Below are 15,476 nucleotides of genomic sequence, written 5' to 3'. Positions count from 1 at the left end.
AGAGGGGGTGCCCCCAGACGGGCTGAGATCAGCTCGGTGACGACGCCTGGTCGTTGATGTAGTCCCGCAGGACCGTCTCGAAGTCCGGGTCCGGGTGCAGGCCCAGCGCCGCCGCGCGAGCGGGGTCCACCGCCGCTGGCCAGGAGGCGACGATGGCCTCGACGGCGGGGTCGGGGGAGACGGTGACCAGGTCGGCGACCGCGTCGCCGGACACGCGACGCAGGGTGGAGAGGATCTCGGCCACCGACACCGACAGGGCGGGCAGGTTGACCGGGAGGGTGCCGGTGAGCCGGCCCGGTACCGTGCCGCGGTCGGCCTCCGCCAGGCGCAGCAGGGCCTCCACGGTGCGCCTCGGTGAGGCCAGGGCGACCCGCAGGGCGGGGTCGACGGGGCAGACGGCCGGGAGCCCGGCGAGGGGCTCGCGGACGATGCCGGAGAGGAAGCCGGACGCGGCGGCGTTGGGCTTTCCCGGCCGCACCGTCACCGTCATCAGCCGGGCCACGCGTCCGTCGACGAAGCCGCGGCGCGTGAAGTCCGCGACGAGCTGCTCGCAGACCAGTTTCTGGGTGCCGTAACTCGTCCGGGGCAGGGGGAGCGTCGCCTCGTCGACCACCGGGGGCAGCGGGAGCGCCGGGTCGCCGCCGTAGACGGCGACGCTGCTGGAGAACACCAGCCGCGGCACCGGTCCGCCGGACTCCGACTGGGCCCGGGCGGCCTCCAGCAGCGCGCGGGTCGTGTCCAGGTTGGCGCGCATGCCGAGGTCGAAGTCCGCCTCGCACTCCGCCGAGACGGCGGCGGCGAGGTGGAAGACCACGTCGACGGGCTCGGCGAACACCTCGTCGAGCCGGTCGGCCAGCTCGCCGTGCACCACCTGTACGCGCGGGTCGGACGGCAGCGGGGACTCCTGCGGCACGATCCGGTCCGCGAGCACCAGCCGGCCGACGGGTTCCCCGCGGAAGCCGCCCCGCGCGAGCAGGGCCGCGGCGAGCCTGCCGCCCACGAAGCCGAAACCGCCCGTGACCACGATCCTCATGCGCTGCTTCCTGCCCAGGAGACGGTCAGATCATCCCCGCGCGGAAACGCGGTGGCGCCGTCCGCCGCCCGGCACGCACCATGGCGCGCATGAACCCCACCGCACCGCCCGCCTCCGGGGTCCGCACCCCTTGGGAGGAACTCCCCGCAGCCGTACGTGACGCGGTCGCCGGTGTGCTCGGCGGGGCCGTCGTGCGCGCCGAGACCCAGAGCGGCGGATTCTCCCCGGGAGTCGCCAGCCGCGTCGCCACGGGCCACGGCCGCCGTGCCTTCGTGAAGGCCGTCAGTGTGGACGCCAACCCGCACAGCCCTGCCCTGCACCGCGCGGAGGCCCGCAACGCCGCCGCCCTGCCGCCCGCCGTCCCCGCCCCGCGTCTGCTCGGCAGCCACGACGACGGCACCTGGGTCGCGCTCGTCTTCGAGGAGATCGACGGCCGCCAGCCCCATGTCCCCTGGCAGGAGGCGGAGTTGAGGCTCGTGCTGGACGCGGTGGCCGAGCTCGGCCGGAGTCTCACGCCGTCCCCGGTCGCCGCGCCGCCCGCGGCCGAGGCGCTCGCCGAGGACTTCTCCGGCTGGCGGCGGCTGTGCGAACAGCCGGAGGGGGAGCTGCGCGGGCGCCTCGACGCCTGGACCCTGGACCGGCTGGCCCTCCTCGCCGACCTCGCCGACGGGTGGACGGACGCCGCGGCCGGCGACACCCTCGCCCACGCCGACCTGCGCGCCGACAACATGCTGCTGACCGCCGACGGCCGTGTGGTCTTCGTGGACTGGCCGCACGCCGTGCGCGCCGCCCCCTGGTTCGACCTGCTGGTCATGTTGCCGTGCGTGCGTGCCCAGGGCGGGCCGGACCCGGAGGAGGTGTTCGCCGCGCACCCGCTGGGCCGGGACGCGGACCCGGACGCCGTCACCGCCACGCTCGCCGCCCTCGCGGGCTTCTTCGTGGAGCACTCCTTGCGGCCGGCCCCGCCCGGCCTGCCCACGCTGCGCGCCTTCCAGCGCGCCCAGGGCGAGGCCGCGACGGCCTGGCTCAGGAGGCGGCTCGCACCAGGGCCTGCATGACGCGCAGGTCGTCGCCCATCTCGGGATGCCACTGCACGCCGAGGACCCAGCGGTCGGCGGTGGGCACCTCCACGGCCTCCACCGTGCCGTCCGCCGCGTAGGCCGACGGCATCAGGCCCGTGCCGAGCCGGTCCAGGGCCTGGTGGTGGTACGTCGGTACGGACGTCTCCTCCGGGGCGATCTCGGCGTACCGCGTGCCCGGTACCGGCTTGACCGGGTGCCGGCCGAAGACGCCGACCTCCACGGCGTGGCCGTCGAGGTGCTGGACGAGCGTGCCGCCGAGGGCGACGTTCAGCAGCTGCATGCCCCGGCAGATGCCGAGCAGCGGCAGGCGCGCGGCCAGGGCCGCCTCGATCAGGGCCAGCTCCCAGGTGTCCCGGGCAGGGGCCGGCGGACCGGTCCGTGGGTCGCGCTCGGCGCCGTAGCGCTCCGGGTCGACGTCCGGGCCGCCCGCGATCACCAGCCCGTCGAGCCGGGCGACGGTGGCCGCCGCGTGTTCGGGCGCGTCCGGCGGCAGCATCGCGGTCAGCCCGCCGGCCCGCTGCACCAGCCGCGGGTAGCCGGCCGGCAGCAGCGCGGCCGGCAGCTCCCACACGCCCCAGCGCGCCCCGGCCTCCAGATACGTGCTGACGCCGATCAGCGGCCTGCCCGCCATGCGCCCTCCCACTCCTGCAATGGACTGTTCCCATACCTTTTCCCAGGAGTGCCGTGCACGGCAAGGCTTCCGGGCGGGAGGCTCACGCCAGGAAGCCCCTGAGCAGCGCCGCCGTCCCCGCGCAGTGCTCGCGCATCATCTCCCGCGCCCCGTCCGCGTCCCCGTCGAGCACGGCCTCGACCAGGGCGGTGTGCTGGCGCTGCGAGTGCTCCAGGTTGCGCACCAGGAGCGGGATGCAGTCGAGCAGGTCGTTCACCGAGGCCCGTACCGCCGCGTACTGGGCGGTGAGCGTGGGCGAGCCGCACAGCTCCGCCAGCGTCAGGTGCAGCAGCGTGTCCAGGCGGCGGTACTCCGACAGGGGCGCCTCATGGGTGCGGGCCAGCGCCTCGCGCAGCCGGTCCGCCTGCTCGGCCGTCAGCCCGTGCGCGGCGCACAGACCCGCGGCCCCGACCTCCAGCACCTCCCGGAAGCGCAGCACGTCCTCGATGTCGACCTCGGAGATCCGCCGCCGCAGCTCGTCCTCGCCGCCCGCGTCCGGGCGGGGCAGGACGAAGGTGCCGCCGTAGCGCCCGCGGCGGGACTCCACCAGTCCCTGCTCCTGCAGCACCTTCAGCACCTCGCGCAGCGTCACCCGGCTGATCCCGAGCCGCTCCGCCAGCTCCCGCTCGGCCGGCAGCCGTTCGCCGCCCGGCACCAGACCCAGGCGTACGACCTGCAGGATCTGCTCCAGCGCCTCCTCGAAGCCGTTCCCCGCCCGCACCGGCCTGAGCACCGGCGTCAACCGGTCCTCCAGGCCGCCGTCCGGATCGAGCGACATACCGCCGCACCCCCTTCCCAAGCAATGGTTCTCCCGAATACCTTATGGCTTCCGGCTGACCGTAGAAGCCGAAGGAGGCTTTCCCGTGGCAGACCGCACACCCCCGCTCTCCGTCGAGGAGCTGCACGCCCTCGTCGCGAGCGGTGAGATCGACACTGTCGTCCTGGCCTTCCCCGACATGCAAGGGCGCCTCCAGGGCAAGCGGTTCGCCGCACGCTTCTTCCTCGACGAGGTCCTCCACCACGGCACCGAGGGCTGCAACTACCTGCTCGCCGTCGACACCGACATGAACACGGTCGACGGCTACGCCATGTCCTCCTGGGACCGCGGCTACGGCGACTTCGCCATGCACCCCGACCTGACCACCCTGCGCCGCGTCCCGTGGAACGCCGGCACCGCCATGGTGATCGCCGACCTCGCCTGGGCCGACGGCTCCCCGGTCGTCGCCGCCCCCCGCCAGATCCTGCGCCGCCAGCTCGACCGGCTCGCCGAGCACGGCCTGACAGCCAAGGTCGGCACCGAGCTGGAGTTCATCGTCTTCAAGGACACCTACGAACAGGCCTGGGACGCGCACTACCGAGGGCTGACCCCGGCGAACCAGTACAACATCGACTACTCGGTGCTGGGCACCGGCCGCATCGAGCCCCTGCTGCGCCGCATCCGCAACGAGATGGCCGCCGCGGGCCTGACCGTGGAGTCCGCCAAGGGCGAGTGCAACCCCGGCCAGCACGAGATCGCCTTCCGCTACGACGACGCCCTCGTCACCTGCGACCAGCACGCGATCTACAAGACCGGGACCAAGGAGATCGCCTCCCAGGAGGGCGTGTCGATCACCTTCATGGCCAAGTACAACGAGCGCGAGGGCAACTCCTGCCACATCCACCTGTCGCTGGCGGACGCCGCGGGGAACAACGTCATGCCGGGCGACGGCGAGGGCGGCATGTCCGACGTCATGCGGCACTTCCTCGCCGGACAGCTCGCCGCCCTGCGGGACTTCTCCCTCCTGTACGCCCCCAACATCAACTCCTACAAGCGGTTCCAGCCGGGCTCCTTCGCCCCGACCGCCGTCGCGTGGGGCCACGACAACCGCACCTGCGCGCTGCGCGTGGTCGGGCACGGCCGCTCCCTGCGCTTCGAGAACCGGCTGCCCGGCGGCGACGTCAACCCGCACCTCGCCGTCGCCGGACTGGTCGCCGCCGGGCTGTACGGCATCGAGCAGAAGCTCGCGCTGCCCGAACCCTGCCCGGGCAACGCCTACACGGCTCAGTTCGAGCACGTCCCCACCACCCTGCGGGAGGCCGCCGAGCTCTGGGAGAACAGCCCGATCGCCAAGGCCGCCTTCGGCGACGAGGTCGTCGCGCACTACCGCAACATGGCGCGCGTCGAACTGGACGCCTTCGACGCGGCGGTCACCGACTGGGAGCTGCGCCGCTCCTTCGAACGCATGTGAGGCTCTGTTGTCCACCGAGCACGAACTCGTCGTACTGAACCCCGCCACCGAGGAGGTCCTCGCCACCGTCCCGGCCGCGACCGCGGCAGACGTCGACGCCGCCGTCGTACGCGCCACTGCGGCCCAGGCCAGGTGGGCCGCCCTGCCGCCCGCCGACCGCGCCCGGCTGCTGCGCCGGTTCGCCGCGACGGTCGACGAGCACGTCGAGGAACTGGCCCGCCTGGAGGTCCGCGAGGCCGGGCACACCGTCGGCAACGCCCGCTGGGAGGCCGGAAACGTCCGCGACCTGCTGGACTACGCCGCCGGGGGAGTGGAGCGGCTGACCGGCCGGCAGATCCCGGTGGCCGGCGGCCTCGACGTCACGATCCTCGAACCGCTGGGTGTCGTGGGTGTCATCGCGCCCTGGAACTTCCCCCTGCCCATCGCCGCCTGGGGCACCGCCCCCGCGCTGGCGGCGGGCAACGCCGTGCTCCTCAAGCCCGCCGAGACGACCCCGCTGACCGCGCTGCGGCTGGCCGAACTCGCCCTGGAGGCCGGGCTGCCGGAGGGGCTGTTCCAGGTGCTCCCCGGACACGGTCCGGTCGCGGGCAACGCCCTCGTCGAGCACCCCGACGTCGCGAAGATCGTCTTCACCGGGTCGACCACCGTGGGCAAGCAGGTGCTGGCCAAGGGCTCGGCGCTCCTCAAGCGCGTCACCCTCGAACTCGGCGGCAAGAGCCCCAACATCGTCTTCGCCGACGCCGACCTCGAGGCCGCCGCCGCGGCCGCCCCCATGTCCTTCCTCGACAACTCCGGCCAGGACTGCTGCGCCCGCAGCCGCATCCTCGTCCAGCGCTCCGTGCACGACCGCTTCCTGGACCTGCTGAGCCCGGCCGTCGAGGCGGTCAGGGTCGGCGACCCGGCGGACGAGCAGACCCAGATGGGCCCGCTGATCTCCAAGTCCCAGCTGGAACGGGTGCGTTCGTACGTCGACTCCGGCGCTCCCGGGATCCGCGGCAAGGCCCCCGAGGGCCCCGGCTTCTGGTTCCCGCCCACCGTCCTCACCGGCGTCGAACCGCACGCGCGTGTGGCCGTCGAGGAGGTCTTCGGCCCCGTCGCCGTCGTCCTGCCCTTCGACGACGAGGCGGACGCCGTACGCCTGGCCAACGCCACCGACTACGGCCTCTCCGGCTCCATCTGGACCCGAGACGTCGGCCGCGCCCTGCGCGTCTCGAAGGCCGTGCGGGCCGGCAACCTGTCCGTCAACTCCCACTCCAGCGTCCGCTACTGGACCCCCTTCGGCGGCTTCAAGCAGTCCGGCATCGGCCGCGAACTCGGCCCAGACGCCCTGACCGCCTTCACTGAGACCAAGAACGTCTTCATCAGCACGGAAGGCCCCGCACAGTGACCGACAACATCGTTTGCCGTCGCCTCGTCGGCCGCACGGCCGTCATCACCGGCGCCGGCAGCGGCATCGGCCTCGCCACCACCCGCCGGCTCGCCTCCGAAGGGGCGCACGTCGTCTGCGGCGACGTCGACGAGGTCCGCGGCAAGGCGGCCGCCGAGGAGGTCGGCGGCCTGTTCGTGAAGGTCGACGTCACCGACCCCGAGCAGGTCGAGGCCCTCTTCAAGACGGCCTTCGACACCTACGGCAGCGTCGACATCGCCTTCAACAACGCCGGCATCTCCCCACCCGACGACGACTCCATCCTGGAGACCGGCCTGGAGGCCTGGAAACGCGTCCAGGAGGTCAACCTGACCTCCGTCTACCTGTGCTGCAAGGCCGCCATCCCCTACATGCGGCGCCAGGGCAGGGGCTCCATCATCAACACGGCGTCCTTCGTGGCCCGGATGGGCGCGGCGACCTCCCAGATCTCCTACACCGCCTCCAAGGGCGGTGTCCTCGCCATGTCCCGCGAACTGGGCGTGCAGTTCGCCCGCGAGGGCATCCGCGTGAACGCCCTGTGCCCCGGACCGGTCAACACCCCGCTGCTGCGGGAGCTGTTCGCCAAGGACCCCGAGCGGGCCGCCCGCCGCCTGGTGCACATCCCCGTCGGCCGGTTCGCCGAGGCGGAGGAGATCGCCGCCGCCGTCGCCTTCCTGGCCAGCGACGACTCCTCCTTCGTCAACGCCAGCGACTTCCTGGTGGACGGCGGGATCTCGGGGGCGTACGTCACGCCGCTGTAGGCCCGCTCACAGGAACGTGTGACCCTCGCCCCGGTACGTCGGGACCGTCGCCGTCACCGTGTCGCCCTCGACGAGGTGCAGCTCCTCGAACCGCTCGCACAGCTCGCCGGCCTTGGCGTGCCGGAACCACACCCGGTCGCCGATCAGCAGATCGTCGGCCGGCGAGCCGAGCAGCGGGGTCTGCACCTCGCCGGGCCCCTCCTGCGGGTCGTAGCGCAGCCCCTCCGGCAGGTACGGCACCGGGAGCCGGTCGGGGCCCGGGGCGCCGGAGGCGGGATAGCCGCCGCCGAGGCAGGTGACGACCCCGACGCCGGGCCGCCGCACGACCGGCATCGCGAACAGCGCGGCCGGACGCCCGGTGAACGACGTGTAGTTGTCGAACAGCCGCGGCACGTACAGGCCGGACCCGGCGCCGATCTCGGTGACGGCGTCCTCGGCGGCCGTGTGCTGCACGCTGCCGGTACCGCCCCCGTTGACGAACTCCAGATCCGGTACGACGGCCCGCACCGCGCGCACCACCTCGGCGCGCCGCTCGGCCAGCTCCCGGCGGGCGGTGGCCTGCATCAGCCGGACGGCTCGCGACCGGAAGGGCTTGCCGGCGACGGAGTCGCCCACACCGGCGATGTGGCCCTCGTAGGCCATGATCCCGACCGCCTTGAACCCGGGGCGCTCGGCCACGAACCGTGCCAGGTCGGCCACTTGGGCGGGGGAGTGCAGCGGGGAGCGTCGTGCGCCCACCCGCACCCGGCCCCCGAACATCCGCAGCGAGGTGTCCAACTCCAGGCAGACCCGGATGACTTCACGTCCGCCGTCACGTGCCTCGTCGATCAGCCGGAGCTGCGCCGGGTCGTCGATCATCACGGTGACCGCGGCGGCGAGCTTGGGGTCGGAGGCCAGTTCGGCGTACCCCGCCCGGTCCGCGGACGGGTAGGCGAGCAGGACGTCGTCGAATCCCCCGCGCGCCAGCCACAGGGACTCGGCCAGGGTGAAGGACATGATGCCCGCGAACCCGTCCTTCGCCAGGACCCGCTCCAGCAGCGCCCGGCAGCGCACGGACTTGCTGGCGACGCGGATCGGCTTGCCGCCGGCCCGGCGGACGAGATCGTCCGCGTTGGCGTCGAAGGCGTCCAGATCGACGATCGCGAGAGGGGCTTCGAGGTGGGCGGTGGCCCGGTCGTAACGGGCCCGGTCGGCGGCGCGCGCAGTCATGAACGAAGCCTGCCAGACAGGATTACCGCAGGGTAGGGGGACGTTCCGGGCAGATGCCCCGGGCTCGCGGACTGGTTCCCGTTCCCACAGGGTCACGCCGTAGAGTGACGCGCACGTACGGCGGACGGGCGAGTGCCGCATACGCTGCACCGGGATGCCGGTCCGCTCGTACGGGTATGCGTGATCGGGACGGACCGTCCGCGCCGGAATCGGCGCCGAGTGAATGAGCGCAACGACCACGGCTCGCGTACGTGTAGACGGCCCGGGGCACGAGGAAACGGGGGGTGCATGACCACGGAACCGCGGCACGCCTCTTTTCCGCCACGCCCGTCCCGTCCACCGACGGTGGGGACCGAGGGCTCCGAGGCGCAGAGCGAGACCGCTGCGGCGACCGGTGGGGCGGGCCCCGACGCGTCGCCCGGCGGCGGGAGAAACGGGAGTGCGGTGTCCGGCGGCGAGGGTTCACGACCGGTGTCCGACAGGTCCGGCGGGCGTTCCCCCGCCGAAGCGGCGGCGTTCGGCCCCACCGGCGTGTGGTCGCCCTGGCGCAACGCCGAGCCCTTCGAGGCGTTCGGAACGCGCACGCCGCCCACCGGCAGAGCGGGAACGGCGCCGCGCACGGGCACGGGAGCACCGGCGGACCCGGCGTCCACGCGACCGGCCCCGGGCGGCAGAGGCGACACCCCCCGCGCGAGCACGGGGACCTCCGGCTCCCAGACCCCACCGCCGCCCCAGGCGTCGGCGCGCTTCCCGGACACTCCGCCGGCCGTCGGCCGAGACCAGGACCAGGCCGCGACGCCCCCGGCGAAGCCCCGCACCCCACCGGCCCCGCCACGAGACGTATCGAGTCCGTCCCGGCCCTCGGGCTCGCCGGCACCGCCGATGCCGCAGGCCCGCCCGTCGTCCGCGGGCCCGACCCCGCAGGCGCGTCCGGCCTCGGGTTCGTCGGCGCCGCCCATGCCGGAGGGCCGCCCGTCCTCGGCCGGTCCGGCTCGGCCGCGTCCCGCGTCGGGGTCGGCGCGGGCCTCGGGCTCCACGCCGCCCATGCCCGCGACTCGACCTTCTTCCGCGAGGCCCATGCCTCAAGCACGTCCGGAGTCGACGGCGTCCGGTGCGGAGCGGGCCTCGGGTTCGTCGGCGCCGCCCATGCCGGAGGGCCGCCCGTCCTCGGCCGGTCCGGCTCGGCCGCGTCCCGCGTCGGGGTCGGCGCGGGCCTCGGGCTCCACGCCGCCCATGCCCGCGACCCGACCTTCTCCCGCGAGGCCCATGCCTCAAGCACGCCCGGAGTCGACGGCGTCCGGTGCGGAGCGGGCCTCGGGTTCGTCGGCGCCGCCCATGCCGGAAGCTCGCCCGTCCTCGGCCGGTCCGATGCCGCAGACGCGTCCCTCGTCCGGGGCCGCCGGGGTGTCCGGTGGCCGGGTGCCGGGTTCGGTCGTGCCGCCCGTGCCCGGAACCCGCCCGGGCCCCGGCCCCGCCCCCGCCGCCCCACGTCGTACCGGCACCGCTCCGGTCGGCGCCCCACGCCATCCGGCGGCCGGCCCGCGCCCCACCGACCCTCCGGTGCCTCCCATGCCCCCCGGGCGGCCGGCGTCCGGGCCGGCGGCGAGTGTGACTCCTGATCCGGCGTTGTCGTGGAGTGCGCCGATGGCCCCCGGCGGGGAGGCCGGGAGCATGCGGCCCGTGGTGTCGTTCGGGGAGCCCGAGGGGTACGACGAGCGGGTTCGGCCGCGGCCGCTCGGCGGGCGGGTGCGCTCGCGGACCCTCGCCGTCGCCACCTGCCTCGTACTGGGGCTGGGCCTCATCGGCGGTGCCGCGACCGGGAGCTGGCTGCTCGGCGACTCCGGGGACGGCGGCGCCGAGGGCACGTTCGTCACGGCCCGCGGACTGTGGCACAGCGTGCCCGTGGACCGGCTGTTCCCGCGGACCGTGCTGGGCACGGGAGCAGGCCCCGGCGGCGCCGACCGCACCTGGACGCGCATAGCCGTCGCCCCGGACAGCGGCTGCAAGGACGCCTTCGACCCGCTGCTCGCCAAGGCGCTCGCGCCCGTCGGCTGCGAGCGACTGGTACGGGCCACGTACACCGACGCCACCCAGAGCTTCGTCACCACCGTCGGCCTGCTGTTCACCAAGGGCGACCAGGCCGCCATGTCCTCCCTCGCCAAGCGCTTCCAGGACGACGGCCTCGGCGACCGCGCCGACCTCATGCCCCGCCCCTACGCGGCGCAGGACACGGCCGCCGCCCGCTTCGGCCCCGGACAGCGCGCCTCGTGGACGATCTCGGTCCTCAAAGACGCCCCCGTCGTGGTCTACGCCGTCTCCGGCTGGGCCGACGGCCGCACCGTCGACACCCCGCAGCCCGCCGACCAGGCCACCCAGTCCGGCGCCGGCACGGCCCCCGCCCAGGCCGGCCTCGGCAACGAGGCGCAGGGCCTCGCCGACCGCATCGAACGCGCCCTGCGCAAGGACATCGCGGGCCCGGCCACGGAGCAGCCCTCATGAACCGCCGTACCGGAAACCGCCGTAGCGAAGACCGTCGCACCGGATACCGCCGTACCGGAGCCATGGGTCTCCTCCTCGCGGGCTCCCTGGTGCTGGTGCCGTCCACCTCCGCGCACGCCGACGGCATACGCGGTCAGGAGTGGGCCCTGGACGCCATGCACACCCAGCAGGCCTGGCAGACCACCAAGGGCAGGGGCGTCACCGTCGCCGTCCTGGACACCGGTGTCGAGGCCGACCACCCGGACCTCGTCGGCAACGTCCTGGCCACCAAGGACATGATCGGCTTCGGGGCGCAGGAGGGGGACCGCGCCTGGGCCCGGCACGGGACCGCGATGGCCGGCATCATCGCCGGCCACGGACACGGCCCCGGCAACGCCGACGGCGTCATGGGCATCGCCCCCGAGGCCAGGATCCTGCCGGTGCGGGTGATCCTGGAGGACGGCGACAGCGCCCGCGGCAAGGCCCGCTCCACCCGGGGCAACGCCCTCGCCGAGGGCATCCGCTGGGCCGCCGACCACGGCGCCGACGTCATCAACCTCTCCCTGGGCGACGACTCGGCCTCCGCCCACCCCGAGCCCGCCGAGGATGAGGCGATCCAGTACGCCCTCAAGAAGAACGTCACCGTCGTCGCCTCCGCCGGCAACGGCGGCAAGAAGGGCGACCACGTCTCCTACCCTGCCGCCTACCCCGGTGTCATCGCGGCGACCGCCGTGGACCGCTTCGGCGCCCGCGCGGACTTCTCCACCCGCCGCTGGTACGCCACGGTCAGCGCCCCCGGCGACGACGTCGTCATCGCCGACCCCGACCACAAGTACTACGAAGGCTGGGGCACCAGCGCGGCCTCGGCCTTCGTCTCGGGCGCCGTGGCACTCGTCAAGGCGGCCCACCCGGGCCTGACCCCGGCCCAGGTCAAGCAGCTCCTGGAGGACACCGCCCGCGACGCCCCGGCCGGCGGACGCGACGACTCCCGCGGCTTCGGCATGGTCGACCCGGCCGCCGCGATCAAGGCCGCCGGCCGTCTGAAGCCGAAGGACCTGCGGGCGGTCTCCTCCACCGACAAGTACTTCGGCCCCGGCCCGGACGCCGCCGAGTCCGGCGACGACACCAGCGACTGGGCCGCCCCGCTCGCGGGCGGCCTCGGCGGCGTCCTGCTCGTCGCCGCCGTGGTGCTCTGGCGCGGCCGCCGCCCCCGCCCCGAGAGCGTCTAGAGGCTACGGGGTCGGGGTGGCCGCGGCGGACGGGGACGCCGATGCCGACGCACCGTCACCGTCCCCGGTGAACACCGCCACCGCCGTCCTCGCCGCCGCCTCGACCAGCGAAATGCCTTTCGCCTGCGTCGAGTTGCCGTCGGACAGTACGGCGACCAGGAACGTGCGACCGCCCGCCGTGACCCGGCCGATGCTGTTGACGTCCCACAGTCCGGTGGTGCTGCGGGGCAGCCAGCCGTTCTTCAGCGCCCAGGCCGTGCCGTCGGCCGCGGCCGACACACCCCACTGCTGATCGGCCTCGATCCGCCCCATCAGCCCCTGCAGGTACGACCGCGAGGCGGCGGTCAGCTTCGAGTCCTCCCCGAACACCTGCCGCAGCAGGGTGAGTTGGTCGGCCGCCGTGGTCCGGGTCAGCCCCCACAGGGCGCCGTCACCGCCCTCGGTGCCGGTCAGCCCGAACCTCTTGTTCGCCGCGTCCAGCCCGTCGGCCCGCCCGATGACGTCCCACAGGGCGGAGGCCGACGCGTTGTCGCTGTTCTCGATCATCTTGGTGGCGTACGCCTTCTCGGCCGCCGTCAGACGGCGGTCCTCGTCCTGGGCCCGCAGCAGCAGTGCCGCGAGGATGTCGACCTTGACGATGCTCGCCGTGTCGAAGGCGCCGTCCTCGTACGCGGCGCTCTCGCCGGAGTCCAGGTCCAGTACCGCCACCGACACCGCCGCCCCGTCCTCGACGCTCAGCGACTCCATCGCCTCGCCGAGCAGCGCGTCGTGATCCACCGTCGGCTCCGCCACGGTCTCCACCGATTCCCTCCCGTCGGCCGTGGCCGAGGAGGAGGCCGACGCCCGCGACGATACGGGGGCCGTGCCCGAGTGCGCCTGCGCCTTCACGTACACCGTCCCCGCGGCGGTGAAGCCGACCACGGCGACCACGGCGAGGGCGGTGCCGAGCAGCGGACGGGTCCGGGAGGGGCGGGCGCGGCGGCCGCGGCGGGCTCTGGGGGACTCCATGCCCGCGATGCTCGGGGCGGCGACTGTGCGCGCCGTAAGACGGACGTGAGATCCACGTCAGGGAAATCTGAGAAAGCCGTGAAGGCGGTGAACACCCGGTTTCCGGGGCCGCACAAGCCCAGCAGCATTCCCCCGATACCCGCCCGATAGGGTCGGTGACCGTGGCGAACAAGAACATTCCCGACCCCGGCTTCTCCGACGACGACGGCTCCGCCGACCCCCGGCTGAGCGCCGCGCTCGCCGCCTGGGCCGCGGACCGCACCGCGCTGGGACCGGTCCTGGAGGCGCTCAAGGGCGCCCGGCTGCTGGTGCCCGTCGTGGCCGTGCTCGGCGAGGTCGAGGAGGACGAGAACGGGCTGCGCCGCGAGAAGACCTCCGACATGGCCGTGCCCACCCTCAAGGCCGGGAACCGGACCGCGCTGCCGGCCTTCACCTCCACCGAGTCGCTGGCCCGCTGGGACCCCGCGGCGCGCCCCGTCGCCGTACCCCTGCACCAGGCGCTGCAGGCCGCCGCGCACGAGAAGGCGGACACGGTGGTGCTGGACATGGCCGGACCGGTGCCCTTCGAGCTGACGGGACCGGCCCTGCTCGCGCTCGCCGAGGGCCGTACGACGACCGACCCGCTCGCCGACCCGGCGGTGCGGGAGGCGGTACGGGCCGCGGTCGCCGCCGAGTCCGCCGTGCTCAGCGCCTACCTCGGGCCCGGGCAGGCCGACGGCACCCTGGCCCTCGTGCTCGAGGAGTCCGCCGCGCCGGCCGAGGCCGCGCGGGCCGTCGCCGAGCGGCTCGCCGGTGACGACACACTGAGGGCCCGCCTGGTGCGCGGCCTCGACCTGGCACTGCTGCCGGCCGGGACGACGCCTCCGGGCGAGCCCCTGTACGTGCGCTGACCTACTTGCCGTAGACCGGGCCCGTGTACTTCTCGCCCGGGCCCTGGCCCGGCTCGTCGGGCACGAGCGAGGCCTCGCGGAAGGCCAGCTGCAGCGACTTCAGGCCGTCGCGCAGCGGGGCCGCGTGGAAGGAGCTGATCTCCGTCGCGGAGGCGTCCAGCAGACCGGCGAGGGCCGCGACCAGCTTGCGGGCCTCGTCCAGGTCCTTGTACTTGTCGCCCTCCTCGGTCAGGCCCAGCTTCACCGCGGCGGCGCTCATCAGGTTGACGGCGACCGTCACGATCACCTCGACCGCGGGCACCTCGGCGATGTCGCGGGTCATGGCGTCGAAGTCGGCGGGGGACTCGGGGGACTCAGGAGGGGTGTCACTCATGCCCCACACGATAGGGCCCGGTGCACGCCGGTTCGCACCACCCCCGGACAGCTGCTAACCTTGTGTGACGACCGGCCGGACATGCCAGCAGTACCAGTGCCCGGCCCACAAGTGGAGGCTCCGATCTCCCACCCGACCGCCCTCCGGGACGGCGGGTCACCCCGGTCAGGCGGCCACCATCGTTCCGTACGGACGATGGAGTCGCCCGAAAGCGCGCCCCGCGATCATCGCGTCGGTGCTCCGGCAGTGTATTTGGAGCCCCGCCTGTGATCGTCCGGGGCATTTTTTGTGCTTCGGCGCGGTTAGGTCTGTCGAAAAGAGACAAAACGCGGCCGTCCGCCAGATGGCCGTGTGGTGCTAACCGAGGAGGATCCATCAGCGCCGAGCCCCGCATCAACGACCGGATTCGCGTTCCCGAGGTGCGACTTGTCGGTCCCAGTGGCGAGCAGGTGGGCATCGTCCCGCTGGCCAAGGCACTGGAGCTTGCCCAGGAGTACGACCTCGACCTCGTCGAGGTAGCGGCGACCGCCCGTCCGCCCGTGTGCAAGCTCATGGACTACGGGAAGTTCAAGTACGAGTCGGCCATGAAGGCCCGTGAGGCGCGCAAGAACCAGGCGCACACGGTCATCAAGGAGATGAAGCTCCGGCCGAAGATCGACCCGCACGACTATGACACCAAGAAGGGTCACGTCGTCCGGTTCCTCAAGCAGGGCGACAAGGTCAAGATCACGATCATGTTCCGTGGTCGCGAGCAGTCCCGGCCCGAGCTGGGCTACCGACTGCTGCAGCGTCTCGCGGAGGACGTCCAGGACCTCGGTTTCGTCGAGTCGAACCCGAAGCAGGACGGCCGCAACATGATCATGGTTCTCGGTCCGCACAAGAAGAAGACCGAGGCGATGGCCGAGGCTCGCCAGGCGCAGGAAGCCCGCAAGGCAGAAGCGAAGGCCAACCCCGGCAAGTCGCAGAACGCCGCGGACACCGAGAACGCCGTGGAGACCGAGGCGCCCGCCGAGGACCCCGCCGAGGCTTCCGCCGAGGCGTGATCCCGGGGACGCGAGTCCCAGGACGCAGTAACCGATACAAGAGCGACGTTCCGACGTGCCCGGTTTT

Annotated in this window: 15 protein-coding genes and 1 pseudogene; 8 read left to right on the top strand and 8 right to left on the bottom strand. The window is 73.6% G+C overall.

Features of this window, described 5'->3' with window-relative positions; translation table 11 throughout:
- Nucleotides 1-28: 28 nt before the first annotated feature.
- Complete coding sequence (gene denD / locus LN251_RS01720) at nt 29-1,033, bottom strand: D-erythronate dehydrogenase (protein WP_458242765.1); 1,005 nt, start codon at nt 1,031-1,033, stop codon at nt 29-31.
- Between the two features lie 89 nt (nt 1,034-1,122).
- Between denD and LN251_RS01715 the strand changes: the two genes are divergently transcribed.
- Nucleotides 1,123-2,091, top strand: a complete 969-nt coding sequence (locus LN251_RS01715) for a phosphotransferase (protein WP_458242764.1) — start codon at nt 1,123-1,125, stop codon at nt 2,089-2,091.
- On the opposite strand, the gene LN251_RS01710 is transcribed toward LN251_RS01715, so the two are convergent.
- Complete coding sequence (locus LN251_RS01710) at nt 2,060-2,746, bottom strand: gamma-glutamyl-gamma-aminobutyrate hydrolase family protein (RefSeq protein ID WP_458242763.1); 687 nt, start codon at nt 2,744-2,746, stop codon at nt 2,060-2,062. The two genes, LN251_RS01715 and LN251_RS01710, sit on opposite strands and share 32 nt — an antisense overlap.
- 82 nt (nt 2,747-2,828) lie before the next feature.
- Nucleotides 2,829-3,563, bottom strand: coding sequence for a FadR/GntR family transcriptional regulator (locus LN251_RS01705; RefSeq protein ID WP_458242762.1), 735 nt, complete (start codon nt 3,561-3,563; stop codon nt 2,829-2,831).
- 85 nt (nt 3,564-3,648) lie between these two features.
- Between LN251_RS01705 and LN251_RS01700 the strand changes: the two genes are divergently transcribed.
- From LN251_RS01700 to LN251_RS01690, 3 genes are read left to right on the top strand one after another with little or no spacing between them, the layout of a single operon-like run.
- A complete protein-coding gene (locus LN251_RS01700; RefSeq protein WP_458242761.1) occupies nt 3,649-5,013 on the top strand; it encodes a glutamine synthetase family protein in 1,365 nt (454 codons plus the stop codon).
- A gap of 7 nt (nt 5,014-5,020) precedes the next feature.
- Nucleotides 5,021-6,400, top strand: a complete 1,380-nt coding sequence (locus LN251_RS01695) for an aldehyde dehydrogenase family protein (RefSeq protein WP_458242760.1) — start codon at nt 5,021-5,023, stop codon at nt 6,398-6,400.
- Nucleotides 6,397-7,179, top strand: a complete 783-nt coding sequence (locus LN251_RS01690; protein WP_458242759.1) for a 3-oxoacyl-ACP reductase — start codon at nt 6,397-6,399, stop codon at nt 7,177-7,179. The genes LN251_RS01695 and LN251_RS01690 overlap by 4 nt, the downstream gene beginning before the upstream one ends.
- A gap of 6 nt (nt 7,180-7,185) precedes the next feature.
- On the opposite strand, the gene LN251_RS01685 is transcribed toward LN251_RS01690, so the two are convergent.
- The 3 genes from LN251_RS01685 to LN251_RS01675 all read right to left on the bottom strand — a co-directional run bounded on the left by LN251_RS01685 (nt 7,186) and on the right by LN251_RS01675 (nt 9,890).
- Nucleotides 7,186-8,388 (bottom strand): amino acid deaminase/aldolase, encoded by a 1,203-nt coding sequence (locus LN251_RS01685; protein WP_458242758.1) that lies wholly within the window; start codon nt 8,386-8,388, stop codon nt 7,186-7,188.
- A 1,082-nt stretch (nt 8,389-9,470) separates the two neighbouring features.
- Nucleotides 9,471-9,623 carry a hypothetical protein gene (locus LN251_RS01680; RefSeq protein WP_458242757.1) on the bottom strand — a complete coding sequence of 51 codons (153 nt, stop codon included), beginning with the start codon at nt 9,621-9,623 and terminating at the stop codon, nt 9,471-9,473.
- Nucleotides 9,624-9,659: 36 nt separating this feature from the next.
- A complete protein-coding gene (locus LN251_RS01675) occupies nt 9,660-9,890 on the bottom strand; it encodes a hypothetical protein (RefSeq protein WP_458242756.1) in 231 nt (76 codons plus the stop codon).
- 142 nt (nt 9,891-10,032) lie between these two features.
- On the opposite strand from LN251_RS01675, the gene LN251_RS01670 reads away from it, so the two are divergent.
- Together LN251_RS01670 and mycP are read left to right on the top strand one after the other, a co-directional pair.
- Nucleotides 10,033-10,887, top strand: coding sequence for a hypothetical protein (locus LN251_RS01670; RefSeq protein ID WP_458242755.1), 855 nt, complete (start codon nt 10,033-10,035; stop codon nt 10,885-10,887).
- Nucleotides 10,888-10,949: 62 nt separating this feature from the next.
- Complete coding sequence (gene mycP / locus LN251_RS01665) at nt 10,950-12,095, top strand: type VII secretion-associated serine protease mycosin (RefSeq protein WP_458243243.1); 1,146 nt, start codon at nt 10,950-10,952, stop codon at nt 12,093-12,095.
- Between the two features lie 3 nt (nt 12,096-12,098).
- Here mycP and LN251_RS01660 read toward each other — a convergent pair whose 3' ends face one another.
- The gene (locus LN251_RS01660; protein WP_458242754.1) at nt 12,099-13,103 is read right to left on the bottom strand and encodes a serine hydrolase; all 1,005 of its coding nucleotides are present in this window, start codon (nt 13,101-13,103) and stop codon (nt 12,099-12,101) included.
- Between the two features lie 161 nt (nt 13,104-13,264).
- Between LN251_RS01660 and LN251_RS01655 the strand changes: the two genes are divergently transcribed.
- Nucleotides 13,265-13,993 carry an SseB family protein gene (locus LN251_RS01655; protein WP_458242753.1) on the top strand — a complete coding sequence of 243 codons (729 nt, stop codon included), beginning with the start codon at nt 13,265-13,267 and terminating at the stop codon, nt 13,991-13,993.
- A 1-nt stretch (nt 13,994) separates the two neighbouring features.
- Here LN251_RS01655 and LN251_RS01650 read toward each other — a convergent pair whose 3' ends face one another.
- Nucleotides 13,995-14,366, bottom strand: a complete 372-nt coding sequence (locus LN251_RS01650; protein ID WP_351568828.1) for a DUF1844 domain-containing protein — start codon at nt 14,364-14,366, stop codon at nt 13,995-13,997.
- Between the two features lie 349 nt (nt 14,367-14,715).
- Between LN251_RS01650 and infC the strand changes: the two are divergent.
- Nucleotides 14,716-15,409 (top strand): annotated as a pseudogene (gene infC / locus LN251_RS01645) (translation initiation factor IF-3).
- Nucleotides 15,410-15,476: the final 67 nt, after the last annotated feature.

This window comes from Streptomyces sp. MAI_2237, from assembly GCF_054189285.1.
The sequence above is the reverse complement of the archived record's forward strand: the minus strand, read 5'-3'. Positions and strand labels throughout refer to the sequence as shown.

Coding starts and splice junctions, on each gene's coding strand:
- LN251_RS01715 (WP_458242764.1), top strand. CDS start 1,123: ATGAACCCCACCGCACCGCCCGCCTCCGGGGTCCGCACCCCTTGGGAG.
- LN251_RS01660 (WP_458242754.1), bottom strand. CDS start 13,103: ATGGAGTCCCCCAGAGCCCGCCGCGGCCGCCGCGCCCGCCCCTCCCGG.
- mycP (WP_458243243.1), top strand. CDS start 10,950: ATGGGTCTCCTCCTCGCGGGCTCCCTGGTGCTGGTGCCGTCCACCTCC.
- denD (WP_458242765.1), bottom strand. CDS start 1,033: ATGAGGATCGTGGTCACGGGCGGTTTCGGCTTCGTGGGCGGCAGGCTC.
- LN251_RS01705 (WP_458242762.1), bottom strand. CDS start 3,563: ATGTCGCTCGATCCGGACGGCGGCCTGGAGGACCGGTTGACGCCGGTG.
- LN251_RS01680 (WP_458242757.1), bottom strand. CDS start 9,623: ATGGGCGGCGTGGAGCCCGAGGCCCGCGCCGACCCCGACGCGGGACGC.
- LN251_RS01650 (WP_351568828.1), bottom strand. CDS start 14,366: ATGAGTGACACCCCTCCTGAGTCCCCCGAGTCCCCCGCCGACTTCGAC.
- LN251_RS01670 (WP_458242755.1), top strand. CDS start 10,033: ATGGCCCCCGGCGGGGAGGCCGGGAGCATGCGGCCCGTGGTGTCGTTC.
- LN251_RS01710 (WP_458242763.1), bottom strand. CDS start 2,746: ATGGCGGGCAGGCCGCTGATCGGCGTCAGCACGTATCTGGAGGCCGGG.
- LN251_RS01685 (WP_458242758.1), bottom strand. CDS start 8,388: ATGACTGCGCGCGCCGCCGACCGGGCCCGTTACGACCGGGCCACCGCC.